The sequence below is a fragment of the Amycolatopsis nivea genome (genome assembly GCF_004522235.1).
In the GTDB taxonomy this organism is placed as follows: domain Bacteria; phylum Actinomycetota; class Actinomycetes; order Mycobacteriales; family Pseudonocardiaceae; genus Amycolatopsis; species Amycolatopsis nivea.
On the sequence record NZ_SDLT01000007.1, the window covers coordinates 92,065 to 118,957 of the forward strand.

At 68.7% G+C, this 26,893-nt stretch carries 25 protein-coding genes; 16 read left to right on the forward strand and 9 right to left on the reverse strand.

The window, feature by feature from the left end:
- Nucleotides 1–20 precede the first annotated feature (20 nt).
- The 7 genes from EIZ44_RS10575 (at nt 21) to EIZ44_RS10605 (ending at nt 6,845) form a co-directional block, all read left to right on the forward strand.
- Complete coding sequence (locus EIZ44_RS10575; protein WP_043827186.1) at nt 21–707, forward strand: HAD family hydrolase; 687 nt, start codon at nt 21–23, stop codon at nt 705–707.
- A 44-nt stretch (nt 708–751) separates the two neighbouring features.
- Nucleotides 752–2,137 (forward strand): cysteine--tRNA ligase, encoded by a 1,386-nt coding sequence (gene cysS / locus EIZ44_RS10580; protein WP_134661957.1) that lies wholly within the window; start codon nt 752–754, stop codon nt 2,135–2,137.
- 30 nt (nt 2,138–2,167) lie between these two features.
- Nucleotides 2,168–3,124, forward strand: a complete 957-nt coding sequence (gene rlmB / locus EIZ44_RS10585; RefSeq protein WP_134661958.1) for a 23S rRNA (guanosine(2251)-2'-O)-methyltransferase RlmB — start codon at nt 2,168–2,170, stop codon at nt 3,122–3,124.
- 39 nt (nt 3,125–3,163) lie between these two features.
- Nucleotides 3,164–3,835 (forward strand): TetR/AcrR family transcriptional regulator, encoded by a 672-nt coding sequence (locus EIZ44_RS10590; RefSeq protein WP_134661959.1) that lies wholly within the window; start codon nt 3,164–3,166, stop codon nt 3,833–3,835.
- Nucleotides 3,836–4,410: 575 nt separating this feature from the next.
- A complete protein-coding gene (locus EIZ44_RS10595; RefSeq protein WP_037808156.1) occupies nt 4,411–5,844 on the forward strand; it encodes an MBOAT family O-acyltransferase in 1,434 nt (477 codons plus the stop codon).
- Nucleotides 5,845–6,178: 334 nt separating this feature from the next.
- Nucleotides 6,179–6,463, forward strand: a complete 285-nt coding sequence (locus EIZ44_RS45420) for a hypothetical protein (RefSeq protein WP_240691266.1) — start codon at nt 6,179–6,181, stop codon at nt 6,461–6,463.
- Nucleotides 6,464–6,479: 16 nt separating this feature from the next.
- Nucleotides 6,480–6,845 carry a hypothetical protein gene (locus tag EIZ44_RS10605; RefSeq protein WP_037808158.1) on the forward strand — a complete coding sequence of 122 codons (366 nt, stop codon included), beginning with the start codon at nt 6,480–6,482 and terminating at the stop codon, nt 6,843–6,845.
- A 16-nt stretch (nt 6,846–6,861) separates the two neighbouring features.
- On the opposite strand, the gene EIZ44_RS10610 is transcribed toward EIZ44_RS10605, so the two are convergent.
- The 6 genes from EIZ44_RS10610 to EIZ44_RS10635 are packed head-to-tail and all read right to left on the reverse strand — an operon-like array spanning nt 6,862 to nt 12,879.
- The gene (locus EIZ44_RS10610) at nt 6,862–7,512 is read right to left on the reverse strand and encodes a class II aldolase/adducin family protein (RefSeq protein ID WP_134728450.1); all 651 of its coding nucleotides are present in this window, start codon (nt 7,510–7,512) and stop codon (nt 6,862–6,864) included.
- Entirely contained in the window at nt 7,513–8,961 is a 1,449-nt protein-coding gene (locus tag EIZ44_RS10615; protein ID WP_134728451.1) for an FGGY-family carbohydrate kinase, read from the reverse strand.
- Nucleotides 8,958–9,998 (reverse strand): 2-hydroxyacid dehydrogenase, encoded by a 1,041-nt coding sequence (locus EIZ44_RS10620; protein WP_134728452.1) that lies wholly within the window; start codon nt 9,996–9,998, stop codon nt 8,958–8,960. The genes EIZ44_RS10615 and EIZ44_RS10620 overlap by 4 nt, the downstream gene beginning before the upstream one ends.
- Nucleotides 9,999–10,051: 53 nt before the next feature.
- Entirely contained in the window at nt 10,052–10,507 is a 456-nt protein-coding gene (locus EIZ44_RS10625) for a ribose-5-phosphate isomerase (protein WP_037808168.1), read from the reverse strand.
- Nucleotides 10,507–12,192 (reverse strand): dihydroxyacetone kinase family protein, encoded by a 1,686-nt coding sequence (locus EIZ44_RS10630; RefSeq protein WP_134728453.1) that lies wholly within the window; start codon nt 12,190–12,192, stop codon nt 10,507–10,509. The genes EIZ44_RS10625 and EIZ44_RS10630 overlap by 1 nt, the downstream gene beginning before the upstream one ends.
- A 3-nt stretch (nt 12,193–12,195) precedes the next feature.
- Nucleotides 12,196–12,879: an HAD family hydrolase gene (locus tag EIZ44_RS10635; protein ID WP_134728454.1), complete on the reverse strand. Its 684-nt coding sequence runs from the start codon at nt 12,877–12,879 to the stop codon at nt 12,196–12,198.
- Between the two features lie 102 nt (nt 12,880–12,981).
- Between EIZ44_RS10635 and EIZ44_RS10640 the strand changes: the two genes are divergently transcribed.
- From EIZ44_RS10640 to EIZ44_RS10655, 4 genes are all read left to right on the forward strand, one after another.
- The gene (locus tag EIZ44_RS10640; RefSeq protein WP_134661965.1) at nt 12,982–13,593 is read left to right on the forward strand and encodes a histidine phosphatase family protein; all 612 of its coding nucleotides are present in this window, start codon (nt 12,982–12,984) and stop codon (nt 13,591–13,593) included.
- A gap of 7 nt (nt 13,594–13,600) precedes the next feature.
- On the forward strand, nt 13,601–14,395 hold the full coding sequence (locus EIZ44_RS10645; RefSeq protein WP_037808176.1) for a DeoR/GlpR family DNA-binding transcription regulator: 795 nt from the start codon (nt 13,601–13,603) through the stop codon (nt 14,393–14,395).
- Between the two features lie 76 nt (nt 14,396–14,471).
- A complete protein-coding gene (locus tag EIZ44_RS10650; protein WP_167754080.1) occupies nt 14,472–15,803 on the forward strand; it encodes an MFS transporter in 1,332 nt (443 codons plus the stop codon).
- Nucleotides 15,800–17,239 (forward strand): FGGY-family carbohydrate kinase, encoded by a 1,440-nt coding sequence (locus tag EIZ44_RS10655; RefSeq protein ID WP_134728455.1) that lies wholly within the window; start codon nt 15,800–15,802, stop codon nt 17,237–17,239. Before EIZ44_RS10650 ends, EIZ44_RS10655 begins: the two co-directional genes overlap by 4 nt.
- A gap of 655 nt (nt 17,240–17,894) precedes the next feature.
- Here the strand turns inward: EIZ44_RS10655 and EIZ44_RS10660 are convergent.
- Nucleotides 17,895–19,760, reverse strand: a complete 1,866-nt coding sequence (locus tag EIZ44_RS10660; RefSeq protein WP_134728456.1) for a coiled-coil domain-containing protein — start codon at nt 19,758–19,760, stop codon at nt 17,895–17,897.
- A 129-nt stretch (nt 19,761–19,889) separates the two neighbouring features.
- Between EIZ44_RS10660 and EIZ44_RS10665 the strand changes: the two genes are divergently transcribed.
- The 4 genes from EIZ44_RS10665 (at nt 19,890) to EIZ44_RS10680 (ending at nt 25,018) form a co-directional block, all read left to right on the forward strand.
- A complete protein-coding gene (locus EIZ44_RS10665; protein ID WP_037808184.1) occupies nt 19,890–21,119 on the forward strand; it encodes a DUF445 family protein in 1,230 nt (409 codons plus the stop codon).
- A gap of 81 nt (nt 21,120–21,200) precedes the next feature.
- Nucleotides 21,201–22,376: a DUF445 domain-containing protein gene (locus EIZ44_RS10670; protein ID WP_051171477.1), complete on the forward strand. Its 1,176-nt coding sequence runs from the start codon at nt 21,201–21,203 to the stop codon at nt 22,374–22,376.
- 48 nt (nt 22,377–22,424) lie between these two features.
- Nucleotides 22,425–23,648 (forward strand): DUF445 domain-containing protein, encoded by a 1,224-nt coding sequence (locus EIZ44_RS10675; RefSeq protein ID WP_134728457.1) that lies wholly within the window; start codon nt 22,425–22,427, stop codon nt 23,646–23,648.
- A gap of 53 nt (nt 23,649–23,701) precedes the next feature.
- Nucleotides 23,702–25,018 (forward strand): alginate O-acetyltransferase AlgX-related protein, encoded by a 1,317-nt coding sequence (locus tag EIZ44_RS10680; RefSeq protein ID WP_037808193.1) that lies wholly within the window; start codon nt 23,702–23,704, stop codon nt 25,016–25,018.
- On the opposite strand, the gene EIZ44_RS10685 is transcribed toward EIZ44_RS10680, so the two are convergent.
- Entirely contained in the window at nt 24,972–25,370 is a 399-nt protein-coding gene (locus EIZ44_RS10685; RefSeq protein ID WP_134728458.1) for a winged helix-turn-helix transcriptional regulator, read from the reverse strand. The genes EIZ44_RS10680 and EIZ44_RS10685 overlap by 47 nt on opposite strands.
- Nucleotides 25,371–25,427: 57 nt before the next feature.
- Here EIZ44_RS10685 and EIZ44_RS10690 point away from each other — a divergent pair, with 57 nt between their 5' ends.
- A complete protein-coding gene (locus EIZ44_RS10690; RefSeq protein WP_134661971.1) occupies nt 25,428–26,012 on the forward strand; it encodes an NAD(P)-dependent oxidoreductase in 585 nt (194 codons plus the stop codon).
- On the opposite strand, the gene EIZ44_RS10695 is transcribed toward EIZ44_RS10690, so the two are convergent.
- A complete protein-coding gene (locus EIZ44_RS10695) occupies nt 26,009–26,893 on the reverse strand; it encodes a metal ABC transporter permease (protein ID WP_037808196.1) in 885 nt (294 codons plus the stop codon). The two genes, EIZ44_RS10690 and EIZ44_RS10695, sit on opposite strands and share 4 nt — an antisense overlap.

The following is a 26,893-nucleotide window of genomic DNA, read 5'->3' on the forward strand; positions in this document are numbered from 1 at the left end:
TCGCCCGATAGGGTTGGCGCGTGGCCATCAACGCGGTGTTGTTCGACTTCTCCGGCACTCTTTTCCGGCTTGAGCAGCAGGACGGCTGGCTCGAGGACGTGCGCGACGACGACGGCGAGGCGCTCGACGTCGAAGCGCAGACCGAGCTGATGCGGCGGATGACCGCGCCGGTCGAGCAGTCCGTCGAACTCGACGAGGAGCACCTGTACGCCTGGCACAACCGCGACCGCGACCCGGAGCTGCACCGGAAGGTGTACCTCGAGGTGCTGCGGCTGTCCGGCGTGCCCCGGCGCGACCAGGCCGAGGCGCTGTACGCCCAGCTCATCGCCCCGGACCAGTGGACGCCCTACCCGGACACCGAGGCCGCGCTCAAGGCGGTCGCGAGCAGCGGGCGCAAGGCGGGCGTGCTGAGCAACATCGCGTTCGACATCCGGCCCGCGTTCGGCCAGCGCGGCTGGGACGCGCACGTCGCCGAGTTCACCCTGTCCTTCGAGGTCGGAGCGGTGAAGCCGGAGCCGGAGATCTTCCAGTCGGCGATCGAGCGGCTCGGCGTGCGCGCCGAGGAGACGCTGATGGTCGGCGACAGCGAGGAGGCCGACGGCGGCGCCCGTGCGCTGGGCTGCCGGTTCGCCCTGGTCGACCCGCTGCCCACGGCGCAGCGGCCGGACGCGCTGCTGGGCGTGCTGCGGGAGCACGGCGTGCTCTGACGTCCTGCGACGTCTCCCACAGTGCCCCCGGTACCCTTTACCTCGTGGCTTTGCACCTGTACGACACCGCGACCCGTGCCCCCCGGGAGTTCTCTCCCGTCCGCAGCGGAACGGCGTCGATCTACGTGTGTGGTGCCACCGTGCAGGGAGTACCGCATATCGGGCACGTCCGCGGCATGCTGAACTACGACGTGCTCCGCCGCTGGCTGCTCCACAGTGGACTGGACGTCCTGCTGGTCCGCAACGTCACCGACATCGACGACAAGATCCTCGCCAAGGCCGCCGACGCCGGTCGTCCCTGGTGGGAATGGGCGGCGACGCACGAGCGGGCGTTCGAGAAGGCGTACGAGGATCTCGGCTGCCTCCCGCCGTCGGTCACGCCGCGCGCGACCGGGCACGTCACGCAGATGGTCCAGCTGATGGAGCGGCTGATCGAAGCCGGGCACGCGTACGCCGTCGACGGCGACGTGTACTTCTCGGTGAAGTCGTTCCCCGAGTACGGCACGCTGTCGGGACAGCAGCTCGACGAGGTCCAGCAGGGCGAGACGCCGACCCGCGGCAAGCGTGATTCGCGCGACTTCACGCTGTGGAAGAGCGCGAAGCCGGGCGAGCCGTCGTGGCCGACGCCGTGGGGCGAGGGGCGTCCCGGCTGGCACCTGGAGTGCTCGGCGATGGCGACCAACTACCTCGGCGCCGAGTTCGACATCCACGGCGGCGGCGTTGACCTGGTGTTCCCGCACCACGAGAACGAACGCGCACAGTCGAACGCGGCGGGCGACGGGTTCGCCCGCTACTGGCTGCACAACGCGTGGGTGACCATGTCCGGCGAGAAGATGTCGAAGTCGCTGGGCAACACGGTCGCGATCCCGGCGATGCTGGAGCGCTACCGCGCGCCCGAACTGCGCTACTACCTGGTGCAGCCGCACTACCGGTCCACCGTCGAGTACTCCGAAGGCGCGGTGACCGAAGCCGCGCAGGGCTACCGGCGGATCGAAGCGTTCCTGCGCCGGGCGGAGTCGGCCGGTTCGGTGGACATCGGCCCGGTCTCCCCGGAATTCGCCGCGGCGATGGACGACGACCTGGCGACGCCCGCCGCGTTCGCCGTGGTGCACAACACGGTCCGCGACGGTAACGCCGCCCTCGACGGGGGCGACACCACGAAGGCACTCGAATTGGCCGGCACGGTCCGCGGGATGACCGCCGTGCTCGGCATCGACCCGCTGTCGCCGGACTGGGCGGACGGCGGCTCGGACACTCCCGTCCGCGACGCGCTGGGCACGCTCGTGGAAGCCCTGCTGGCCGAACGCCAGGAGGCCCGTGCGGCGAAGGACTTCGCCCGCGCGGACGCCGCCCGCGACCGTCTCGTGGCGGCGGGGATCGCGGTGGAAGACACCCCGAACGGTCCGCAATGGACGGTCAGGAACTCCTGACCTCCTCGCGGCAGCAGAGATTGAGGATTCATGGCAGGCAACTCACAGCGCAAAGGTGCCATCCGCAAGACCGGCACCAAGAAGGGCGCCGTCGTCGGTTCGGGCGGGCAGCGGCGCAAGGCGCTCGAGGGCAAGGGCCCGACGCCGAGGGCTGAGGACCGGCCCGGGCACAAGGCGTACCGCGCTGCCAACGCCGCCAACAAGCGCGACCAGGCCCGGCAGAAGAAGGCCGACCGCCCGGAGCTGATCGCCGGCCGCAACCCGGTCGTCGAGGCGCTGCGCGCGGACGTGCCGGGCACGGCGCTGTACGTCGCGCTCAACATCGACATCGACGACCGGGTCAACGAGGCCGTCCGGCTGGCCGGTGACAAGGGCATCTCCATTCTGGAGATCCCGCGCGAGGAACTGGACCGCAAGACCAACCGGGCCATGCACCAGGGCCTCGGCCTGCAGGTGCCGCCGTTCGAGTACGCGCACCCGGACGACCTCATGCAGGCTGCGCGCGACTCGGGCAACACCCCGCTGTTCGTCGCGCTCGACGGCGTCACCGACCCGCGCAACCTCGGCGCGGTGATCCGCTCCGCCGCGGCGTTCGGCGCGCAGGGCGTGCTGCTGCCGGAACGCCGCAGCGCCGGAATGACCGCGGTCGCGTGGCGCACGAGTGCTGGTACCGCGGCGAAGCTGCCGATCGCGGTCGCCACGAACCTCACGCGCCAGCTGCGCGCGTGGGCTTCGAAGGGCCTGATGATCGTCGGCCTCGACGCCGACGGCACGGTCGACATCGACGCGCTCGAACTGGCCGCAGACCCGCTGGTCGTCGTCCTGGGCTCGGAAGGCCGCGGCCTGTCCCGGCTGGTCCGCGAAACCTGCGACGCGACCGTCTCGATCCCGATGGCGGCCGGCGTGGAATCGCTGAACGCCTCGGTCGCCGCCGGGGTGCTGCTGGCCGAGGTCGCCCGCCGTCGCCGGATCGCCGGACGCGTCTGAGTTTTTCGCTGGAATCAACGGGCTGTTATCGTCGATAACATGCCCGAAGACGCGCGCGCCCGCATCATCACGGCCGCACTGGACCTGCTGACCAGCGACGGCCCGGACGCGGTGTCGACCCGTGCGGTGAGCTCGGCGGCAGGCGTCCAACCTCCGACGATTTATCGACTGTTCGGAGACAAGGACGGTCTGCTCGACGCCATCACCGTCCAGGGCTACGAGGATTACCTGGAGGCGAAAACCGCCGAGCCGCCCGCCGAGGACCCACTGGACGACCTGCGGCGGGGCTGGGATCAGCACCTGGAGTTCGGCCTAGCCAACCCCGCGCTGTACCGGCTGATGACCACCCGTCCCGGCCGTTCGCCCGCGCTGGAGAAGTCCCTGGAGATCCTCGCGACGCGCGTCAGCCGCATCGCTTCAGCCGGACGACTCCGGGTGCCAGAGCCGCTTGCGGCGGCCTTGATCCACGCCGCCGGTTCGGGGGCGACGTTGAGCCTGATCTCGACGCCTGCGGATTCCCGCGACCTCGCGGTCTCGGCCGCGGCCCGGGAAGCGGTGATCGCAGCGATCACCACGGACCGGCCGGTGTCCCGCACACCTGGTCCCGCCGCGGCGGCTACGGCTTTGCGGGCGGTGCTGCCGCAGGTGTCGGGGTTGAGTGCGGCGGAGAAGGCATTGATGGGTGAGTGGTTGGACCGGATCACCGACTGAGCCTGGACGCTTCGCTTGCGCGGCTCTCTCGGGCTGCTTCCGCTGGTGGTCGCGCATCTTCACGGCCAGCGCTCTTCCGCTCCGGGGGCCCGGCTGCCGTCGCGCTGCCGTGTCGTGGGTCCATCACCTTCGCGCTCCGCCGCCCCAACCGCCGCTCGCGCACTGCCATCGCGCGCCCATCAACATCCCGCTCCGCCGCCCCCACATCGCACGCTCACCACTCTCGCGACCGCGCACCAATCGCCGCCCCGCGCACTGCCCGCGCGCCCACCGTCCCCGCGCGTTACCCCGTCGCACGCCCACCGCTCTCCCGCACCAACCCCACCCCGCCCTGCCCTCTCGCGCACCCACCGCCCTTCCACCCAGCCGCCGCCCCCGGCCTGCGCCCGCCCCATGAGACTCCCCGCCCCAGCCACGGCGCAGCTCCACGACCCGCCCACTTCCCCGTCGCGAAGGGCGAAATCCCCCCAAATCCGTCACCCTCGGTGATTCGTGCTGTGATCCGTCGGGCATCGCCCCGCGAAGCCACCCGCTCGGGCTAAGGTCTCCTCCGGAACCGAGGGGGTCCGTCACCGATGTCGTTCGTTTCGCCGCTGTTCTTGTGGTACTTCATGCCCGCGGTGCTGATCGCGGTCCTGGTGTGCCCGCGCAGTTGGCGCAACGGCATCGTCGCGGTCGCGAGCCTGCTGTTCTACACGATCGGCGCCGGCCCGTACCTGTTCCTGCTGCTGCTCTGCATGGCGGTGAACTTCCTGGCCGGACCGGCGCTGGAGCCGAGCCCGTGGGACGTCCGCGGCACGCGCCGGAAACGGATCCTGATCGGCGTCATCACGCTCGACGTCCTCGTGCTCGTCATCTGGAAGTACGCCGGTTTCGCGACGCAGCAGATCGCCGCCGTCGCGCACTGGTTCGGCGGCGACCTGGGCGTCGCGAACATCGTGGTGCCGATCGGCATTTCCTTCTACACCTTCCACCACATCTCGTACGTGGTGGACATCTACCGCGGCGAGCGGCACGCGCTGCGCAACCCGGTGTCGTTCGCCGCGTACATCGCGATGTTCCCGCAGTTGGTGGCGGGTCCCATCGTGCGCTACCGGGAGATCGCCGACCAGCTTCCGCAACGGCGTTCGCACCGGCTGGACGACATCGCCGCGGGTTTCCCGAGGTTCGCGCTGGGCCTGTGCAAGAAGTCGATCATCGCCGACTCGCTCAGCCCGATGGTCGAAGCCTGCTTCTCGACCCCCGCGAACCAGATGACCTTCACGACGGCCTGGCTCGGCGCGATCGGCTACACCCTGCAGCTGTTCTTCGACTTCTCGGGCTACTCGGACATGGCGATCGGCCTCGGCCGCATGCTCGGCTTCCGGCTGCCGGAAAACTTCGCGCGCCCGTACTCGTCGGTGACGATCACGGAGTTCTGGCGCCGCTGGCACATGTCGCTGTCCCGCTGGTTCCGCGACTACGTCTACATCCCGCTGGGCGGCAACCGTTCAGGTGCTGGAAAGACGTACCGGAACCTGTCGATCGTCTTCGTGCTGACCGGTTTCTGGCACGGCGCGCAATGGACGTTCCTGATCTGGGGCTGCTACCACGGCGCACTTCTGGTCATCGAACGCCGCTTCCACCTCGGCGACGCGCCGGCCAGCCCGGTCGCCCGCATCGCCCGCCGAGTGCTGACGCTGATCCTGGTCGTGTTCGGCTGGGTCTTCTTCCGCTCAGCCGATCTGGGCCACGCGCTGTCGATGATCGGCCACATGCTGATCCCGGATTTCGGCGGCCTCGGCGACGTCGTGGAAAGCGCGCTGACGAACCAGCGGCTGGTGATCCTGCTGCTGGCGCTGATCGTGTTCATCCTCCCGGCGCATCCGGTGACCGGCCCGCTGCTGGAATCGTCCCGAAGCCGCGGAGCGACCGCACTGCGCATCGGGGTCATGACGGTGGGCCTGGTTTACGCGGCGATCTTGGTGGCTACGGGGACGTTCAGCCCGTTCCTGTACTACCAGTTCTGATCGCGGAGCCGCTTTATTCCGGTTGACGTCCCGGACAGGCGAACGTCAGGCTTCCCGCATGAGGTCAGCAGCCAGCAACGGCGGGGAGCGGTTTCGCGACCAACAGCTGTGGATAGGGGATTTCACCGCTGACGAGGTGCTGGTTCGTTGCCCTCGTTGTGAGCGCTGCGCGAAAGTCGTCGTCGTACCAGGCGCGCCGCCGACTGAGAAGATCCTGTTCGCCCCGAGACGGCTAGTGTGCGGCCGTTGCGGTCACACTCAGGACGCGCGAAACTCCGTTCAGCTCGCGCCAGCTCCGCTGGGGAACGCGCGCGATCCTTTCCTGCAGCACCCGTTGTGGCTGCAAGCCGACTTCGACGAACATGTGCTGTGGGCCTACAACGAACGACACCTGGACTACCTCGAAGCCTATGTCGCCGCTCGGATTCGGGAGCAGCAGTTGCCCGCGGACGGCGGGGGTCTACGCCTCATGACCATGCTCGCCGCGCTTCCGACCTGGCTGAAAGCCGCGAAGAACCGCGAACGGATCCTGCGCCGAATCGGCCGGATGCGCGCGACTCTCCGGCCTTCGGCACCCGACGACCGATCCGTCGAGGGTAAGCTTCGCTCATCGCCCTGACGGAAGGCCCGGACCGATGACTGACCCGACCGAGCCGCCAGACCTGTCGTCCACCCCGAATGTCATCCCGTACGTCGACCCGCACGACGGTCCGCGGCGATTGCTCATGATCGACATTTCCACGCACATCTTCCACGCCGGTGCGTACATCCCGATCGCGGGAATCGACGGCCGCCAGTACGTCGTTTCCTGGGGCACCGTGTCGTTCGAGATTCCCGCTGACCGCAACGTCCACGTCAGCGTGCACCTGCAGAGCAACGGCGGGGCCGGGTACACGCCGTCGCCGTTCGCGTCGATCATTTTGTACCCGAATCCGTTGCCGCAACGCCTGTCGACCCAGTTCGTACGGGCGGGCATGGGAGCGCTCGTACCGCTGCCGTAAGTCGCGCCCTAGCCGGTCATCGCTGGCCGTATCCCTTGAGCTTCTCCACCACGTGCTCGATTTCCGCTGGCGGCAACAGAGTCGGAGTACCGGCGGATCGAGCCGTCAGCCACACCTGGCAAACCCATTCCAGTTGCTGCGCCCGGCTGTACGCACTCCCCAGCGAGTCGCCATAGGTGATCGTGCCGTGGTTGGCCAGGAGGCAGCCTCGGCGATCGTCCAGGGCTTGCAGCATCGCGTCGGCAAGTTCGGTGGTGCCGTAGGTCGCGTATGGCGCGACTCGAGCCGTCGGGCCGATTGCCGCGAGCATGTAGTGGATCGGCGGGACTTCGGTGACCAAAGTGGACACTGCGGTGGCGTGCACCGAATGCGTGTGCACGACCGCGTTCACCGGGGCGGATTCCGGGTCGGTGGCGCGGGTGTACACGGCCAGGTGCATCGGGAGTTCGCTCGTCGGCTTCAGCGCGCCGTCGGCGATCTTGCCGTCGAGGTCCACCACGGGAATGTCGGCGGGAGTGAGGGCGGCGTAGTCAACGCCGGTCGGGGTTACCGCGACCAGGTCGCCCGCCCGCGCCGACACGTTGCCTGAGGTGCCGACGACCAAGCCGTCCGCGGTCAGGCGGCGGGCGTACTCGCAGACCGCGGCACGCTCGTTCTCCAGGATCATTCACAGCCTCCACAGTCCGCGCGCGGCAGACAGGGAAGCCTGGTAGTCGGCGTAACCGCGCTCGTAGTCAGCCACATTTTCGGGCCGGGCCTCGACCGTTCGCGCGTTCGCGGCCCAGCGATCCCGATCGTACGGCGTTCCGAGCGCGTCCGCGGCGGTGAGCACGGCACCGCGCGCGCCGACGCCGGGATCGCTCGGGATCACGACCGGACGGCCGAGGACATCGGCGAAAATCTGCAGCCATTCGGGCGAACGGACTCCTCCGCCACAGGCGTAGAGCTGCCCCGACAGACCGGCGGCGTCAAAGCAATGCCTTGCGGCGTAAGCGATCGACTCGCACAGCGCCCGGACCAGGTCGGCCCGGCCGGTTTCGAGGCTCAGCCCGGAGAACTGTGCGCGTGCTCCGGCGTCGACGAACGGCGCGCGTTCCCCCGATACCGAAAGGAACGGCAATGCGCGCACCCCGCGAGCGCCCGGCTTGCTGTTCGCCAGCAACGGGTCGATTTCCTCGACGCTGATGCCCAGCAACTGGCAAGCCCAATCGATGCCTGCCGTGCCGACCATCGCGGGCATTGCGTGCAGGTACTCGTGCTCATCGGGCGTGCACAGGAACATGCCCGCGGGTTCAGCTTCGGGATCGAACGTCGGGTCGGAGGTGAGCACCTGACAGGCGAGCGTGGTCCCGGCGGTGAGGATGCCGTCGCCGGGTTTCCGTACGCCAGCACCGATCGCGCTGGCTGGCAGGTCGAACGGCCCTGCGGTGACTGGCAATCCGACCGGCAGCCCGAGCAGTTCGGCACCGCGCCGGTCGAGCCGGAACACGGACTTCGCCGGGGCTGGTTTCGCGAACAACGACCGGCGATGTCCCAGCCCGCAGGCTTCGATCGCACCGTCGTCGTAGCTGCGGGTGGCCGGGTTCAGGAACGGCAGCGACGCGTCCGAGACGTCGACCGTGATCTCGCCGGTGAGCCGCTGCAACACCGCGTCCACGCAGTACCCGGCCACGGCGGCACGGTCGAGCACCTCGGGTTCATGGGTGTCCAAATAGGACATGATGGCCGCGGTGCAGCCAGGGAACATGCCGGAACCGGTGCGCCGGAAGACTTCCGCGGTGACGCCGTCGGCCTGCCATTTCGCAAGCACCGTGTTCGCCCGGCCGTCGAGCCACGAGATGGCCGGGTGCACCGCGGTACCCGCTTCGTCGCGGAGCCAGAGCCCGTCGCCCTGTCCGGTCAAGGCCAGCGCGGACACCGGCTCGGGCAGCGCGGCCGCGACCTCGCGCACCACCTTCACGACCGTGCCGACGACCTGGTCGAGATCCTGCTCGACCCGGCCGCCCGACAGGTGGTGCACCTCGGACGGCGTGCACGCGCTCGCGATGGAGCTGCCGTCCTCGTCGAACACCACGGCTTTGGTGAGCGACGTCCCGATGTCGACCCCGACAATCACGGCCGCCGCTCCAGTACCTCGGGATTCGCGAGGTTGGCCAGCTGCTCGCCGCGGGCGTACCGGCCGACTTCCGCGGCGACGATCGCTGCCGCTCGCTCGGCGGTCTGCCTGCTCGCGCCGGCGAGATGCGGGGTCGCGATGACGTTGGGCGCGTCGCGCAGCGCCCAATCCGCCGGCGGCGGTTCGACATCGTAAACGTCGAGGGCGAGCGCTCCGAGCCGTCCGGAACGCAGGGCGTCGGGCAGCGGCGCGTAGTCGAGCAGGCCACCGCGAGCGGTGTTCACGAGGACCGCGCCCTCCGGCAGGAGAGCGAGTTTGCTCGCGTCGATCAGGTGCCGGGTTTCCTCGGTGAGCCGCGCATGAAGGCTCACGACTCGGCTCTGCCGGAGCAGTTCGTCAAGCTCGACGAGCTGCGCGCCATCGGCTGCCACCGCGGCACGGTCGGCATAGGGGTCGGCTACCAGGACGTTCGCCCCGAACGCGACGAGCACCTTCGTGACCCGCGACCCGATCGCGCCGTAGCCGACGAGCCCGACCGTGGTGCCGCCCAGCTCCAGCCCGGCCTGGTCGTAGGCGTAGTAGTCGCCACGCCAGGTGCCGGCGAGCAGTTCAGCCGAGGAGGTCGAGATCCGCCGCATCGCGGCGAGGATCATGCCGACCGCGAACTCGGCCGCCGCGCCCGCGTTGCGTCCCGGCGCGTACGTGACGGCGACTCCGGCCTCGGTGGCGGCGACGAGGTCGACGTTCACCGGCCCGCCGCGGCACACCGACACGAGCTTGAGCTCCGGCGCGGCGGCGAAGACCTTCTTGGTGAACGGGGCCATCTGCGTGACGACGGCCTCGGCACCGGCGAGTGCCTCGATCACCTGGTCTTCGGTACCGCTCGCCTCCAGCACGTTGCCGACCGGCCCGAACGGCTCGACCGGCCACGGCAGCGTCAGCTCGGCGACCTCGTGGCCGCCGCCGAGTTCCGCGCGGACGGCTCCGGCCAGCAGGCCGGGGCTGACGAAGTGGTCTCCCGCAGCGAGAATGTGCAACTCTGCTCCCTCACTCGCTCTGTGCCGATTGTGCGCCACGACGGACGCCTTGGTCAGTGGGCGTTCTCGTATTCGGTGATGTGCGCGACCTTGGTCGCGCTGGCCGACGCGGGATCGAAGCGGTACCCGACCCATTCGGCCACGATCTTCTTCGCCACCTCAGGGCCGATCGCGCGCGCTCCGAAGGTGATCACCTGGCAGTCGTTCGATTTGATCGACCGCTCGGCGGAGTACGAATCGTGCGCGACCGTCGCCCGCACGCCGGGCACCTTGTTCGCCGAGATCGCCATGCCGATGCCGGTGCCGCACACCAGGACGCCGCGGTCCGCTTCGCCGCGAGCGATGGCTTCCGCCGCGGCCAGCCCCAGCAACGGGTACGCCCGGTCGTCCGCCGCGTCGGGCACGCCGAGGTCGGTCACCTCGGCGACTCGTTCGTCGGCCTGCAGCAGGTCGCGCAGCTGATTCTTCAGTTCGACCCCGGCGTTGTCCGCCGCTACCACGATGCGCATCAGTCCGCGCTCCTTTCCAGCTCCTCGCCGACTGCAGTGACCAGCAGCGAGAACGACACCGCACCCGGGTCCGAATGACCCTCGCTCCGTTGCGCCAGCCGCGCCGCGCGTCCCTTCGCCGGACGCAAGTGCGCGGTCTCCTGCGCGGCTACGACCGCGGCTCCAGCGGCTTTCCGCCAGGCTTGCACTACTTCCGAGCCCGACTGCTCCCGCAGCGTCGCCCGGAACGGCTCGATCGCGTCGAGCATTGTCTTGTCGCCCAGTTCGGCCTTGCCCAGCTCGCAGAACGCGCGCACCGCACCGTCGACCGCGTCGGCGAGCATTGCCGTGGTGATGTCCCCGGCATCGACACCGCGCAGACCGGCACCGGTCTCCGCCAGCAGCACGCCGTACAACGCGCCCGAGGCACCGCCAGCCGCATCGGCGAACGCCGTACCGGCAGCCAGCAGCGCACCGGAAACCGTGTCCGGCTCGCGCCGCGCGGCAGCGACGGCGGCGCGCATCCCGCGCGTCATGCCGAGCCCGTGGTCTCCGTCCGCGGCCACCGCGTCGAGCCTGCCCAGTTCCGCTTCGTTTTCCTCGATGCTGCGCAGAGCCGCGGTGAGAACCCGGTCGACCACGCTGGTCCCCGGAGCCTCCTCGGTCAGCAATTCGTCCACTGTGGACTCAAGATCGACCGCGGTCAGCTCGGCACCGCTGGTGCGGTAGCCCGGGGTATCGCACGGCGCGGCGTACAACTCGGCCAATTCGTCGTCCAGCACCAGGATCGACAGCGAAACGCCGGCCATGTCGAGCGAGGTGACGAACTCCCCGACCTCGGAATGCACCGGACTGAGCCCGGCCTCGGCGAGCCGTTCGTGCACGCGGGTGTAGGTGACGAACATTTCCTCGTATTTGGTGCGGCCGAGCCCGTTCACCAGGACAACCACGCGGCCGTCCCCTTCCGGAAGCTCCGGCAGGAGGCCGTCGACCAATTCGTCGGCCAGTTCCGCCGCGGACAACCGGCCCACCGTGCGGACGCCCGGTTCGCCGTGAATTCCGAGGCCCAGCTCCATTTCCTGGTCCGCGACCGTGAACAGGGGCATGTCCGCGCCGGGCAGCGTGCAACCGCCGAACGCGACGCCGAAGGTCCGCGTGCGAGCGTTCGCCTTCGCCGCGACCTCGTACACCGCGTCGAGGCTGTAGCCGCGCTCCGCCGCCGCCCCGGCGATCTTGAAGACGAGGAAATCGCCCGCCACGCCGCGCCGCCGCTCCGGTTCGGTCGCCGGGCCGCTCGCGATGTCGTCGGTGACCAGGATGGTGCGGCTCGGGATGCCCTCCGCCGCCAGCCTGCGAGCGGCGAGTCCGAAGTGGAGCACATCGCCTTGGTAGTTGCCGAAACCGAAGAGCACGCCGGCACCGTTGTCCGCCGCCCGAGCCGTGCGGTAGACCTGCTCGGCACTCGGGCTCGTGAACACGTCGCCGACGACCGCGCCGTCGGCCAGCCCAGGGCCGACGAGACCGGCGAACGCCGGGTAGTGCCCGCATCCGCCGCCGATCACGACCGCGACCTTCGAGCTCGCCGGGGCCTCGCGGCGGACGACGCCGTAGGCGTCCGGCACCTTCTGGACCGTGCGGCCGTACGCGGTGACGAACCCGTCGAGCCACTGCCGCTTGAACGTGTCCGGGGAACCCAAGGTGGTCATGGTTCAGTCCCTCGCAGCCACCGGCTCGCCGGCCAGGTAGGCCAGGAGCTTCAGTCGGACGTCGTCATTGCTCTCGGCCACCGCGCTGGCCAGCTCCAGCGCGTCCGGCTTCGGCGGGTACGTCGGGTTGGGCAGCGCGATCACGGTGAGCCCGGCCGCGGCCGCCGCCCGGATGCCGTTGCTGGAGTCCTCGACCCCGAGGCATTCGCTGCCCGATTTGCCGAGCCGGGCCGCCGCCTCCAGGTACACGTCCGGATTCGGCTTGCCCCGCGCGACCTCGGCGCTGGACACCGTGGCGGTGAACTCGCCGGTGAGCTGATGCTTTTCGAGCACCGCGTCGATCACCCGGCGGGCCGCCGACGACGCGAGCGCGACCGGGACCCGCTCACTGACCTCACGCACCATCGCACCCGCACCGGGGAGCAGCGGCGCTTCGCCCGCGTCGATCGAGGCGATCATGCCGTCAACCACCGCGCGTTCCACCTCGTCCGCCTGGTCCGGCACCCCGCACCGCCGGGCGAGATAGCAGGCCCATTCGGGCGCGCTCATGCCTTGCACCGAGGCCGTGTCCTCCGCCGTCCACTCGACCTGGTGACGAGCTGCGAAAGCGACCCAGTTCTCCTCCCAGAGGTGTTCACTTTCCACCAGGACACCGTCGAGGTCGAACACCACCGCGTCGAGAGTCATCCACCAGATCCCTTCAGAGAGCGAGCCCGCTTCACACGAGCAATGTTAAGTTAACAGCGACGATGAGAAGTTCGCAAGGGTGTTCACACAAGGAGGGCACGAGTGGGTGCACGGCTGCTGCTCGCCAGGCACGGGCAGACCGAATGGCACGCGGAGAACCGCTACGCGGGCACCAGTGAGGTAGCGCTGACCGAGGAGGGGATCCGCCAGGCGGACGCGCTGGCCGCGTACGCCCGCCGGGTGAAACCGGACGCGCTGTTCTGTTCGCCGCAACGACGTGCCCGGCACACGATCGAACCGGCGGCCGAGGCACTCAACCTGGTCCCGGAAATCGTCCCCGACCTGCGGGAGACCTATTTCGGCATCGCCGAGGGCCGCACCCGCGACGAGGTGCGCGAGACCGATCCCGACGCGGTCAAACGCTTCCTCGCCGATCCGATCGCCGGCGCGTTCCCCGACGCCGACGATCCGGCCGCAGCGGCCAGGCGCGGGGCCCGCGCGCTCCGCTCGATTGCCGCCGCGACCAGCGGAACCGCACTGGTCGTCGCGCACAACACGCTGTTGCGGCTCACCCTCTGCGAGCTGCTCGGCATCCCGCTGTCCCGCTACCGCAGCGTGTTTCCGCGCCTGGACAACGCGGCCGTCACCGAACTGGAGGTGAGTGGTGACCGAACTGCCCTGGTGCGCTTCAACCTCCCAGTGGAACCGCGATAATCACGGCATGTCGAGCGAAAAGCCTGCCGCCCATCCCCGCGAGAACCGTCAGCAGAAGCTGACCGAGCACGTGTTCCGGCAGGGTTCGGCGACCATCGGCGAGCTCGTCGACCTGCTCGGCGTCAGCATGATGACGGTGCACCGGGACATCGACGAACTGTCCCGGCGCGGCCTGGTCCGCAAGTACCGCGGCGGGGTCTCGGCGATGCCGTCGACGGTGTTCGAGAGCAACGCCGAATACCGGATGAACGCGCACGTCGACGCCAAACGGGTGATCGCGATGCACGCGGTGGAGCAGGTCGAGCCGGGCATGTCGGTGCTGCTCGACGATTCCACCAGCGCGCTCGCGCTGGCCAGGCTCCTGGTCGAAGTGACGCCGCTGACCGTGGCCACGAACTACCTCGCCGCGATCGACGTGCTCAAGAACGTGCACGAACTGCGGCTGATCTGCATCGGCGGCGACTACTCGCCCACCCACGATTCGTTCCTCGGCATGCAGAGCATCGAGTCGATCGAACGGCTCTCGGTGGACATCGCGTTCGTGTCCACCTCGGCGATGAGCACGTCGATGAGCTTCCACCAGGAGCCCGAGATCGTGATGATCAAGCGGGCCATGCTGGCCGCCGCGCGGCACAAGGTGCTGCTGATGGACCACAGCAAGATGAAGCGCACGGCACTGCACCGGCTCGCGCCGCTGGACGACTACGACCTGCTGATCGTGGACGAGGGTGCCGATCCGCACTACGTCGACGAGATGCGCAGCCGGGTCGAGGTGCAGGTCGCCGAAGACCCTGAGAACTGATCGACTTCATAACACTCTTGCGTGCGAAGTTCACACAGTCCATGATACGTTGGATCTCGACGTCATGGAGGCGTGTATGAACGAGTCGGCAACAGCGGAGTTGCCCAAGTCGGGCTTCGGGCGCTTGCTCACGAAATGGGGGCTGCCCGCACCCCTGTTCCTCGGGTATGTCGGACTGCTCCTGTTCATGATCGGCGACGGAGTGGAATCCGGTTTCATCGCGCCGTACATGGCGGACAACGGCGCGGGTACGGAAATCAAGGCGTCGTACGTGATCACCGTGTACGGCGTCGCGGTGATGCTCGCGTCGTGGCTGTCGGGCGCACTGTCCGAACTGTGGGGCCCGCGGCGGGTCATGATCATCGGCCTGGTCATCTGGCTGGTGTTCGACGCGCTGTTCCTGACGATCGGCCTCGCCGGCGGGAACTACGCGGCGATGCTGATCTGCTACGGCATCCGCGGATTCGGCTATCCGATGTTCGCGTTCGGGTTCCTGGTGTGGATCACCGCGGTAGCCCCGGTCGCCCGGCTCGGCGCGGCGGTCGGCTGGTTCTACTTCGCCTTCACCGGCGGACTGCCCACGCTCGGCGCGCTCGTCGCCAGCTTCACCAATCCGCTGTTCGGCCACTACGGCACGCTGTGGGTGGCGGTCGTGCTGCTCGGCGTCGGCGGGATCGTGGCGGTGTTCGGCGTCCGGCAGCGCACGGGGTACCGCAGGCTCGCGCCGCCGGACGTGAAACCGGTGCAGAGCCTCGTTTCCAGCGTCTCGATCGCGTGGAAGAAGCCGCGGGTCGGCGTCGGCATGATCGTGCGGGTCATCAACACCGCACCCGAGTTCGGCATGCTCGTGTTCTTCCCGACGATCTTCATCTCCCAGATCGGATTCGGGGAAAGCCGCTGGCTGCTGCTTGTGTCGGTGATCTACGGGACGAACATCTTCTTCAACCTGATCTTCGGCGTGCTGAGCGACCGGATCGGCTGGCGCACCACGATTTTCTGGTTCGGCGCGATCGGCTGTGCAATCTCGATCCTGCTGCTGTACTTCGTGCCGGTCGCGATGGGCTCGCAGTACTACTGGCTCGCGCTGATCGTCGGCGCGCTCTACGGTGCGACGCTCGCCGGGTTCGTGCCGATCTCCGCGCTGCTGCCGTCGCTGGCCCCGGAGCACAAGGGCGGCGCGATGGCCCTGCTGAACCTCGGCGCGGGCGCGGCGGCGTTCGTCGGACCGGCGATCGTGTCGCTGTTTCTCGGACCGGCCGGTGCCGCCGGAGTCGTCATCATCTTCGCCGCGCTGTATCTGGTGGCCGCGGTGCTGGTGCGATTCCTGAAGCTGCCTGAGGAAACCGAGAAGGCACTCGCGAGCGACGGCAGCTTGCAAGATGTCGAAGAAAGGGTCAGCACGGCGTGAACGAGCCAGTCTCGGTCGGCATCGACGTCGCCACCGCGGGGGTTCGCGCCTTCGCGGTGCGCGACGGCTCGGTCCTCGCCACCGCATCGGCGTCGCTGCCGGCGCCGGTGCGCGCGGGCGGTGGCCGCAGCGAACAGGATCCGTCGGCGTGGTGGCCCGCGGTCGGTTCGGTGCTGAACGAGGTCACGGCCGCGCTGCCCGGCCGCGGCGCGGAAGTCTCGGCGGTGGCGATCGCGGCGACATCCGGAACGATCGTCGGAGTCGACGCCGCGGGCGAACCGGTGACGCCCGCGTTGATGTACGACGACCGGCGCGGAGCGGATTACAACGCGAAAGCCGTCGAACTCGGCGCCGGACGGTGGCAGAAACTGGGTTCGAGCGTCTCGCCGACCGCGGCACTCGGCCGGATCGCCTGGCTGGCCGAGCATACCGAGGCGGTCGCCGTCCGGCACACACCGGAGATGATCGCGGCGAAACTGACCGGACATCCAGTCGCGGCGGATTGGTCGCACGCACTCAAAAGCGGTTACGACCCGTTGGCTGAAGAATGGCCGTCCGAGGTATTCGCCGGTCTGGGCGTGCCAGACGGAATGCTGCCGCCGGTGGTCGCGCCGACGAGCGTGCTCGGCGAAATCTCGGTGCCGGTCGCCGGGTTGCCTGCCGGATGTCTCGTGGTGGCAGGCATGACAGACGGATGCGCGGGACAACTCGCCGCAGGCGCGGTCGAACCAGAGCGATTTGTGGGAATCCTCGGAACCACCTATGTCCTGAAGGGTGTTACGGAATCGCTCGTGCCGGATCCCACCGGAGTCATGTACAGCCACCGCCATCCAGACGGCTGGTGGCTGCCAGGCGGTGCGTCGAACACTGGCGGCGAGTCCGTTTCGGACAGTCCGCGGCTAGCCGAGTTGGATGCCGCCGCTGCTGCGCGCGGTCCGGCCGAGGTCGTGGCTTTCCCGTTGCGGCGCAAGGGAGAACGTTTTCCCTTCGCCCATGGTGACGCCGAGGGTTTCGTCCTCGGCACTCCAACCGACGACGTCGAACTGCATCGGGCACGATTGGAAGGGGTCGCCTTCCTGGAACGACTCGCCCTGGACCATTTGCGACGTCTGGGCGTCCCGGTCCGTGAACCACTCCTAGCGGCGGGCGGTGGCAGCAAGAGTCCTTTGTGGACGCAGATCCGGGCCACGGTGAGCGGGCTTGGGTTGCAAGTCGCACCGCAAGCAGAAACAGGCTACGGCGCAGCACTCCTCGCGGCGGCGGGGTGCACGTCGGGTGGGCTGAGTGCGGTGTGCAAGGGAACGCCGGTGGGGTCGTTGATTGAGCCCGTGCCGGGTGAGTCGGCGGCGATGTTGGCTTCGTACCAACGGTTTTGCCGAGAGCTGCGGGATCGTGGCTGGATCGACGACGAACTGTTCACCGTGGCGGCGGGGTGATGCTGCTGGGGACTTTTGCGCGGCTGACTGGGACTTGGATCCGATCGGCGGGCTGCGTTGGGCGGCTAGGCAGCCGGATGGTTTAGGACGAGGCAGGTCGAGTGCCTGGCAGGCGCTGGCCGGTCTGGCAGTCCGGCCAGCAAACCTGGCAATTCTCGTCGCGGACGAGCTAGCCCAACCGCCGACGAGAGCAGCGAGCTCGGAGCCTTGCGCGACCGGCAACTGAACGAGCCATCAGAGTGGCGAAGTCAACAGGTCTGCAGGCCGAGACCGAGCTAGAACGGCGAAGCCAGCGGATTCGCAGCCGTGGCCGAGCCAACCCGGCCACGCCAGCAGGCCCGCACGTCGGAGCCGAACCAGCCCGGCGAAGTCAGCAGATTCGCACGCCGAAGCCGTGCCAGCGCCATCACACCAGCAGACCCGCACGCCGAAGCCGAGGCAGCGCGGCGAAGTCAGCACACTCGCAGACCGAAGCCGAAGCAACCCGACCACGCCAGCAAACTCGCACGCCGACGCCGACGCCGAACCAACCCGACCACGCCAGCAAACTGGCGGGCCAGAGCCAAGGGCAAGGGCGCGGGCGAGCCAGCCCGGTCGCTCGCGAGTTGGGCTAGTCGAGACGGCTGGGGTGGCTCCGACGGTGCGGTCGAGGCGGTTAGCTGCGACCTGCGCGCGGGCGGCCGGGGCGGCGGCCGTTGCCGTTGCTGCGAGGGGTCGGCGGTTCGGAGGACTTGGCCGTTTGTTGCGGCCCCGCGGGCGACTGGGTGTCTGGGCGCGGGGTCGGCTGGGGCAAAGCCGGTGCGGACGAGCCGGTTGCTGAGGGGGCGTCGGTCGGTGACGTGGTTGATGGCTGGGAAGGTGCGTCAGCCGATGAAGACGTCGAGGTCTGCCCCGGCGCGGCAGTTCCGGAAGGAGCATCCGTCGGCGACGGAGCGGAGCCTTGCCGAGAAGCGGAAGTCGGCGACGAGGCGGAAGCTTGCGGCGGAGCGGAAGCGGCGTCCTCTTCCTGCGACCCGAGGAAGCGCAACGCCTCCTGGACAGCTTCGTTGGTCGCAGCGATCCGGTCCGCGACCTTGGTGCGCAAGTCCAGGGCCAGGGTGCGCGATTCGGTGGCTTCGGTTTGCTTTTGGAGAGCGTCGGCGAGGGCAGTCTCTGCCTGCGCCTTCTTGATGGCGATCTCTTCCGACGCTCGACGGTCGGCCTCGGCTCGGGCTTGGGCGGCGGCCGCTTCGGCAGCGGCGTCGGCTTCGGCGCGGCGTCGGGTGGATTCCTCGTCGGCGGCTTGGCGGGCGGCTTCGGCTGCGGCGTCTGCCTCGGCGCGGGCCTGGGCGGCGGCTTCGTCGGCTTCGGTGCGGATGCGGAGGGCTTCGGCGTCCTTCTCGTCGCGGATGCGGCGGGCTTCGGCGTCGGCGGCTAGGCGGGCGTGCTGGGCTTCCGCATCCGCCTTGGCACGGGCTTCGGCGGCCGCCTCGTCGGCCTGGGTGCGGGCAGTCAAGGCAGCCTGATCGGCTTCGGCGCGGGCTGCTGCGGAGGCCTGGTCTGCCTCGGCGCGGGCGCGGTCGGCGGCTTCGGTGCGGGACGCGATTTCGGCGTCGGCCGCAGCCGTGCGGGTGGTGATGTCCTCGTTGGCCGCTGCGGTGCGGGTGGCGATATCCGCGTCGGCGGCGGCGGTGCGCGTCGCGATGTCTTCTTCTGCGGCGGCTAGGCGGGTCGCGATCTCCGAATCAGCCGCGGCGGTCCGAGTGGCGATGTCTTCGTTCGCCGCTGCGGTGCGCGTGGAAATGTCCTCATCGGCTGCCGCGGTGCGGGTCGCGATATCCGAATCGGCTGCGGCCGTCCGGCTTGCGATGTCCTCATCGGCAGCCGCAGTCCGCGTCGCGATGTCTTCGTTTCCTGCCTTCAGTCGCGCTTCCAAGTCCGCCAGGCGGGTCGCGATCTCCTCGTCCGCTGCGGCCGTCCGGCTCGCGATGTCCGCTTCCGCGGCGGCGATCCGGGACTCCAGATCCGCTTGTCGCGCAGCCAGGTCCTGCTCCGCAGCCGCGACGCGGGCGTCCAGGGCTTCCGAGCGCGCGGCCAAGTCGGCGTGGGTCTCCGCTAGCAAACGCTGGCGTTCTGCTTCCGCTTCTTTGGCCGCTTTGTCCGCTGCCCGTTGGGTTTCGTGGGCGTAGCGGTCCGCTTCAGTACGCGTCGAGGACGCGTCCGCTTCCGCGGAGCGGCGCAGGTCGGCGATTTCCTCCTCGGCCAGCTGCACCATCATCCGCACGCGCTCGGAGATCGCGCCGGCACCGGCCGGGCTTGAGGTGACTCGGACCAGTGCGGCCTTCGCCTCGGACAGCTCCGACTGGGCTGTCGTCAGGGCCTTCGTGAGTTCGCCAGCGGTGGCCACCGCCTCGTCGCGGCCGTGGGAGGTCGTCTTGAGTTCGCTGGTCAGCTGGGCGATGCGGGTGTCGACCTGGTGCGGGTCGTATCCCTTCCGGGTAACAGCAAAGGCGGGGTGCTGCGGCTTCTCGGGCGCGACCATCGGGCCACCTTAGTGATCCGGGCACCTGCGGCACGTACCGCCAAACGGCTGTATTACGAAGCGCGAAACCCGACGTCACGCATGGCATCCTGTCCCCCGACGTACCGCGCGGGCGAACGGGGCAGACGCATGGACCTTTCAGCCATCGCCGCCGACCTGGCCGCGCACTGGCACGTGTACGCGACCATGCCGTTCATCGCGGCGCTCATCGGCTACCTGACGAAACGCGTCGCGATCGAGATGATGTTCCGGCCGCTCGAGTTCCGCGGCATCCGGCCCTTCCTCGGCTGGCAGGGCGTCATCCCGGCCAACTCCCGGCGGATGGCCACCACCGCGGTCGACCTGCTGACCAAAAACCTCCTCGACCCACGCGAGGTCTTCGCCCGGCTCGACCCGGAGGAAATGGTCGCGCAGCTGGAAGAACCGCTGCTGAAGGCGGTCGACGAGGTCACCCGCGAGGTGTTCGAGACCTACCAGCCGCGGTTGTGGGAAATGCTGCCCGCACGCGCGCAGCAACTGCTGGTGGACCGCGTCCGCGCGCAGGCGCCCGTCGTCGTGAAGCGGCTGATGCGGGAAGTGGCGTCGAATGTGGACGAAGTGCTCGACGTCAACGACATGCTGATCAACGCCATGGTCCGGGACAAATCGCTCACCTGCCGGCTGATCCGCGAGGTCGCCGCGCCCGAGTTCCGGTTCATCGCGCGCAGCGGAATCGGCTTCGGATTCGTCATCGGGCTCGTCCAGCTCATCGCGTGGGCGTTCACGAAACAACCGGTGATCATGCCGATCTTCGGTTTCGTCACGGGCTTCGTCACGGACTGGCTCGCGCTCAAAATGATCTTCTACCCTCGCCAGCCGCGCCGGTTCTTGTTCTTCACCTGGCAGGGCATGTTCCAGAAACGCCGCGCACAGGTCGCCGCGGACTACGGCGCGTTGATCGCGGAGGAAGTCCTCACCGCGGGGAACGTGCTGGAAGCCGTCCTCACCGGACCGCGGGCGGACAAGCTGTTCGCGCTCGTCACGCGGGAGGTCCAGCGGACCGTCGACGCGCAGGCGGGCCTGGCGAAACCGCTGGTCGCCCTGGCGGTCGGCGGGCGCGAGTACCAGCAGATGAAGCAGGCCGCGGCGGAGAAGGCCATCGCGTATCTGCCGGAGACCGTGAAGCACGTCGAGAGTTACGCGACCGACGCGCTCGACGTCCGCAACACCATCGTCGAGAAGATGCAGCAGCTGACGCCTCTGGAGTTCGAGGGCATTCTCCGGCCGGCGTTCAAACAGGACGAATGGAAACTGATCGCGGTCGGCGCGGTCATCGGCGGCCTCGTCGGCGAACTGCAGGTGCTGCTCTTGCTCCACTAGTGCGCGGGTTACCGTTCCGTAGGCAACACGGAGGGGACGCGCGTGCACACATTCGCCGAGCACTGGCCGGTGTACGTCTCCATGCCGTTCATCGCGGCGCTGATCGGCTACGTCACCAAGCGCGTCGCCATCGAGATGATGTTCCGGCCGCTCGAATTCGTCGGCCTGCGGCCCTTCCTCGGCTGGCAGGGCGTGCTGCCCGCGAACGCCGAGCGGATGGCGACGACCGCGACCGAAATGCTCACCACCAACCTCGTCGATCCAAAGGAGATCTTCGCCCGGCTCGACCCGGAGCAGGTCGCGAAGGAGATCGAACAGCCGCTGCTGCGCGTGGTCGAGGACGTCACCCGCGAGGTGATGGAGACCTACCAGCCGCGGCTGTGGGAAATGCTGCCGTCCGGCGCGCAGCAACTGCTGCTGAAACGCGTGCAGGCCGAGGCCCCGCGCGCGATCACGAAGATCATGCGCGAGATTTCCCAGAACATCGAGGACGTGCTCGACCTCAAGCACATGGTCGTCACGAACCTGGTGCGCGACAAGGCTTTGCTCAACCGGCTGATCCGCGACATCTCGCGGCCGGAAATGCGGTTCATCGCGCGCTCGGGCCTCTGGTTCGGGTTCATTCTCGGCTGCGTGCAGCTGCTGGTGTGGTCGCTGACGAAGTCGCCGATCGTGCTGCCGCTGTTCGGGCTCGGAATCGGCTGGCTGACCGACTGGCTCGCGCTCAAAATGATCTTCCTGCCGCGCGAGCCGAAACGGTTCTTCGGCTTCTACAACTGGCAGGGCGTGTTCCAGAAGCGCCGCGACGAGGTGGCCGCCGATTACGGCGACATGATCGCGCGCGAGATCATCACCGTGCCGAATCTGCTGGAAGCCGTGCTGCGCGGGCCGAAATCGGACCGGCTGTTCTCACTGATCAGCCGCGAGGTGCAGAAGACGATCGACGCGCAGGCGAGCGTCGTGAAGCCGTTCGTCGCGATCGCGGTCGGCACGAAGCGGTTCCAGGAAATGAAGCAGGTCGCCGCCGCGAAGGCCGCCGAGCGAGTGCCGGACACGATCCGGCACGCGGAGACGTACGCGATCAACGCGCTCGACGTCCGCAACACGATCGTGGACCGGATGCGCCGGCTCAGCCCGCTCGAGTTCGAGCAGCTGCTGCGGCCCGCGTTCCGGCAGGACGAATGGAAGCTGATCGCGGTCGGCGCGGTGATCGGCGGGCTCGTCGGCGAACTGCAGGCGTTGCTGCTCCTCGGTTAGCCCGCGCACGCGATACGGTTTCCTTCCGGAACGGGGGAGGGAGACCCGGTGAACGCGGTGCTGGACGACCTCGCGCGGCACTGGCCGGTGTACGTCTCGATGCTGTTCGTCGCCGCGCTGATCGGCTACGTCACCAAACGCGTCGCGATCGAGATGATGTTCCGTCCGCTCGAATTCGTCGGCATCCGGCCGTTCCTCGGCTGGCAGGGCGTGGTGCCGAAGCACGGCGGCCGGATGGCCGCGATCGCGACCGACCTGCTCACCGCGAACCTGCTCGACATCGAGGAGGTCTTCGCCCGCGTCGACCCGGTGATCATCACCCGCGAACTCGAGCAGCCGCTGCTGCGCGCGGTCGACGGGATCGCCCGCGACGTGCTCGAACAGCATCATCCGCGGCTGTGGGAGGTCATGCCCACGCTCGCCCAGGAACTGCTGATCAAGCAGGTGCAGGCCAGCACGCCGCAGCTGGTGCGGGAGTTCCTGGACGAGGTCCGCGACAACCTGGACGAGGTCCTCGACGTCCGGCACATGACCGTCGAACGGCTCACCCGCGACCGCGCGCTGCTGGTCCGGCTGATCCGCGAGACGTCCCGGCCGGAGATGACGTTCATCGCGCGCGCCGGGATCGTCTTCGGCTTCGTGCTCGGCCTGGTCCAGGCCCTGGTGTGGGCGTTCACCCGGCAGCCGCTGGTGCTGCCGATCTTCGGCGGCGCGATCGGGCTGTTCACCGACTGGCTGGCGATCAAGATGATCTTCCTGCCGCGCGAGCCGGTGCGGCTGGGCCGGGTCATCCTGCAAGGCAAGTTCCAGCGGCGGCGCGCCGAGGTCGCCCGGCAGTACGGCGAGCTGGTCGCCAACGAGGTGCTGACCGTCCCGAATCTGCTCGACGCCCTGCTGCGCGGCCCGAAGTCGGACCGGCTCGTGGCGATGGTCGAACGCGCTGTCGGGCACGCGGTGGACGCGCAGGTCAGCGCCGCGAAACCGGTGGTCGCGCTCGCCGTCGGGGCGCAGCGGCTGCAGGAGATGAAGCACGCCGCGGCGCAGCGGGCGCTGGCCGAGATGCCGTTGACCGCGCGGTACGCCGAGGGGTACCTGACCGAGGCGATGGACGTGGCGAAGATGGTGGAGCAGCGGATGCTCGCGCTGACGCCGCTGGAGTTCGAGGGCTTGCTGCGGCCGGCGTTCCGGCAGGACGAGTGGAAGCTGATCGCGGTCGGCGGCGTGATCGGGTTCCTCGTCGGCGAGTTGCAAGTCCTCCTCATGCTCGGCTGACTTTTCGGCGGTTGTTCGCGCCGGGCTCACTCGAACTGGCTAACCTCAGTGACGTGTCCGAGCCACCGCAGCTGCCCGCAGTCCACGAGGCCTACCTGCCCCGCGAGCACGCGCTGCATCGCCCGCGGCACGGCAAACGGCAGCTGACCGCGCTGGTCAGCGCCCTGTTGTTCTTCGTGACGCCGACCCTGCTGTGGGTCGTCGGGGTCCGGCCGAGCGAGATCGAAAACCACAAGCTCGCCGGGTTCCCCAGCCTTGGCGAAGGCTTCAAGTTCTTCACCAACCTCCCCAAATGGGCGACCGACCAGCTGTCGTTCCGGGCCGGCGCGATCAACGCGGCGAACGGGATCAGCGAGGGCGTCTTCGGCGAGGCCGCTCCGCTCGACCAGGGTTCCGCGTCGAACTCCGGCCCGATCCCGGCTCCGCCGCTGCAGCAGCCCGGCGCGCCGAACACCGGCCCGTCGACGCCGAGCGGACCGGGTTCCAGCCAGGCCGGATACCGCAAGGTCGTGCAGGGCACCGACGGCTGGCTGTACTACGGCTACGACTCCGAAGCGAAGTGCACGCCGACCCAGGACATCGACACCACGATGAAGCGGATCGACGAACTGCGCGCGGCGGTCGAAGCCTCCGGGCGGAAGTTCGTGTTCGTGGTGACGCCGGACAAGACGACGATGGTGCCGCAGTTCCTGCCCGCGAGTTACCCGGGCAAGGAATGTTCGCAGGCCGCCTCGCCGAACGACTGGTACAAGATCACCACCGAAGGCCACTCGCTCGACCTGCGCCCGCAACTCGCCGCCGAAGCGGCCAGGGTCGGCCACCCGATCTACGCCCCCAACGACACGCACTGGCGCGACGAAGGAGGCCTCGTCCTCACGCGCGCCCTCGCCGACACGATCAAGCCGGGCGCGACGAACAGCTGGCTGAGCGCCCCGGACGGCCAGTACGACGCGGTCGCGGACCTGCCGCTGCTGCTCGGCCAAACCGGCGTCAAGACGAACACCCGCTACAACCTGCGCCCGGACGGCGTCACCGACCGCGCGGGGGAATTCATCGGCAGCATCGACCAGCCGGTGCACCGCTCGGCCCCGCCGATCGTCGGCACGATCGACCAGCCGACGCTGGTTTACGGGGACTCGTTCAGCCTCGCGTCGTCGCGGTATCTGGAGGCGGCGTTCACGAACCTCACGTATTTGGCGTATTCGACGGACAAGACGCCGCAGTCGCAGGCGGTGGACCAGTTCGTGAACTCGCACGTGGTGGTGCTGCAGGCGGTGGAGCGGAATGTGGCTGGCGGGTTGGTGCCGTTTACGGATGAGGGCTTTATCGCGGCGGTGAAGACGGCGTTGGCTCAGCATCCGATCCGGTAGCGGACGGACTGGCTTGGCGGTGTGCCAGGAGTGCGGCTAGGTGCTGGTCGCTCCACTCGCGCATGGCGTCGATGACCGGCAAGAGGCTGCGGCCGAGTGCGGTCAGCTCGTAGGTGACGTGGGGCGGGTTGGCCTGGTGATCGGTGCGGGTGATGAGGCCGTCGCGGGCCATGTCGCGAAGGGTTTCGGTCAGGACTTTGGCGCTGCTGGCGCCCAGGGTTTGCTTCAGGTCGCTGAAGCGGCGTGGGCCGTCCAGCAGTGCGACGACGACCATTCCGGTCCACTTTCCGCCGACGTGGAAGGGGAAGGCGGCCATCGGGCACGCCGGGTCCATCCGAGCGTCGGCAGCCATCTCGCCAGCCTCCGGTTTCGTTGAAGTAACCAGTTTCCCGTGGATACCGTCCAGCTCATGGTGCCCGAACAGCGAAACAGCCCGCTCGTGGTTTTCGGCGCTGGCGGCCGAGCCGGGCTTGCCGTCGTCGCGGGCGATCTGACCGACTCGGACAGCGTCTCGAGCGTGGTGCCAGGCAAGGTCGCGGGACTGGTGAACGCGGTGACACCGTTTACTGCCCCGCCCGAATCGTTCGCCGACTTCGACCCCGATTACTACGTGCGCCTAGTCAGGAACCTCGCTCAGGTCGCGCGCGAATCCAGGGTGATCGAAATCGGACTCGCCGCGACTCTGCGCACCGCCAGCGGCCGAGTGTACGAAGACCCCACAGCCTTTCCCGCTTCCTTGCGTCCCTTCGCCGAAGCACGGATGAACGGCCTGGCCTCCTGGCAGGAAACTACAAAGGTGGATTGGCTAGTCATCACACCGCCGCCCGGGTTGTCGCTCGAAGCACCCGCGACCGGCGAGTACCGCCTTCGCGGAGACGTGCTCGATCCTCAAGCAGCGTCGATCCCGTTGTCCTACGCGGACCTCGCGACCGCTGTCCTCGATCAGGTCGAAAAGCCCACCGTCACTCGCCAGCAGGTGACCGTCTACGGCTAACCGACCGGAACCGGGGCCGCTTCCACTGGACTAGTCCGCACTCCGCGTCGGCGGTCGCGGACCCACGCGATCACCCGGCACACCAGATAAATCAAGAACGAAATCGAAGTCACGAACGCACTCACCGGCAGCCCCGGAGCCAGCGACAAGACGATCCCGCCCAGTGCGGCGACCTCCGCGAACACCACCGACAGCACCGTGGCGCGCAAGGGGCTGGCCGTCACCCGGGCGGCGGCCGCGGCGGGGGTCACCATCAGGGCGACCACCAGGAGCGACCCGACCACCTGCACGCTCAGCGCCGTCGCGACACCGACCAGCAGGGAAAACAGCACCGTCAGCGTCTTGACCGGGACCCCGCGCGCCTCGGCCACCGAGCGGTCGACGCTGGCGAACAGGAGCGGGCGGTAGATCATCGCCAGCACCGCGAGCACGGCCGCGGCGGAGATCACCAATGCGGTCAGGTTCGTGCTGTCCACGGTGATGATCTGGCCGGTGAGAATGCCGAACTTGTTCGCTGACCGTCCTTTGTAGAACGACAGCAGCAGGACGCCCATGCCCAAGCCGAAGGACAGGATCACGCCGATCACCGAATCGCGGTCGGCGTCGCGGATTCCCAGGATTCCCAGCAACAGCGCGGCGGCGACAGCACCGGCCAGTGCGCCGTATTCCACTCCGACACCCAGTAACAGGGCACCGGCCGCGCCGGTGAAGGCCAGTTCGGACGTGCCGTGCACCGCGAAGGACATGCGGCGCATCACGATCAGCGGGCCGAGCACCCCGGCCAGCAAGCCGAGCACCGCGGCCGCGATCAGGGCGATGCGGACGCTGTCCAGTTCCGAAATCAGCTCCCACGTCTTGGCGAAGTCGAACATGCCGTCCAA

What these genes read in the sequence shown, in the direction of transcription:
- rlmB (WP_134661958.1), top strand. Translation starts at nt 2,168, where the DNA reads ATGGCAGGCAACTCACAGCGCAAAGGTGCCATCCGCAAGACCGGCACC.
- EIZ44_RS10590 (WP_134661959.1), top strand. Translation starts at nt 3,164, where the DNA reads ATGCCCGAAGACGCGCGCGCCCGCATCATCACGGCCGCACTGGACCTG.
- EIZ44_RS10595 (WP_037808156.1), top strand. Translation starts at nt 4,411, where the DNA reads ATGTCGTTCGTTTCGCCGCTGTTCTTGTGGTACTTCATGCCCGCGGTG.
- EIZ44_RS10605 (WP_037808158.1), top strand. Translation starts at nt 6,480, where the DNA reads ATGACTGACCCGACCGAGCCGCCAGACCTGTCGTCCACCCCGAATGTC.
- EIZ44_RS10610 (WP_134728450.1), bottom strand. Translation starts at nt 7,512, where the DNA reads ATGATCCTGGAGAACGAGCGTGCCGCGGTCTGCGAGTACGCCCGCCGC.
- EIZ44_RS10625 (WP_037808168.1), bottom strand. Translation starts at nt 10,507, where the DNA reads ATGCGCATCGTGGTAGCGGCGGACAACGCCGGGGTCGAACTGAAGAAT.
- EIZ44_RS10630 (WP_134728453.1), bottom strand. Translation starts at nt 12,192, where the DNA reads ATGACCACCTTGGGTTCCCCGGACACGTTCAAGCGGCAGTGGCTCGAC.
- EIZ44_RS10635 (WP_134728454.1), bottom strand. Translation starts at nt 12,879, where the DNA reads ATGACTCTCGACGCGGTGGTGTTCGACCTCGACGGTGTCCTGGTGGAA.
- EIZ44_RS10645 (WP_037808176.1), top strand. Translation starts at nt 13,601, where the DNA reads ATGTCGAGCGAAAAGCCTGCCGCCCATCCCCGCGAGAACCGTCAGCAG.
- EIZ44_RS10650 (WP_167754080.1), top strand. Translation starts at nt 14,472, where the DNA reads ATGAACGAGTCGGCAACAGCGGAGTTGCCCAAGTCGGGCTTCGGGCGC.
- EIZ44_RS10660 (WP_134728456.1), bottom strand. Translation starts at nt 19,760, where the DNA reads ATGGTCGCGCCCGAGAAGCCGCAGCACCCCGCCTTTGCTGTTACCCGG.
- EIZ44_RS10665 (WP_037808184.1), top strand. Translation starts at nt 19,890, where the DNA reads ATGGACCTTTCAGCCATCGCCGCCGACCTGGCCGCGCACTGGCACGTG.
- EIZ44_RS10670 (WP_051171477.1), top strand. Translation starts at nt 21,201, where the DNA reads ATGCCGTTCATCGCGGCGCTGATCGGCTACGTCACCAAGCGCGTCGCC.
- EIZ44_RS10685 (WP_134728458.1), bottom strand. Translation starts at nt 25,370, where the DNA reads ATGGCTGCCGACGCTCGGATGGACCCGGCGTGCCCGATGGCCGCCTTC.
- EIZ44_RS10690 (WP_134661971.1), top strand. Translation starts at nt 25,428, where the DNA reads ATGGTGCCCGAACAGCGAAACAGCCCGCTCGTGGTTTTCGGCGCTGGC.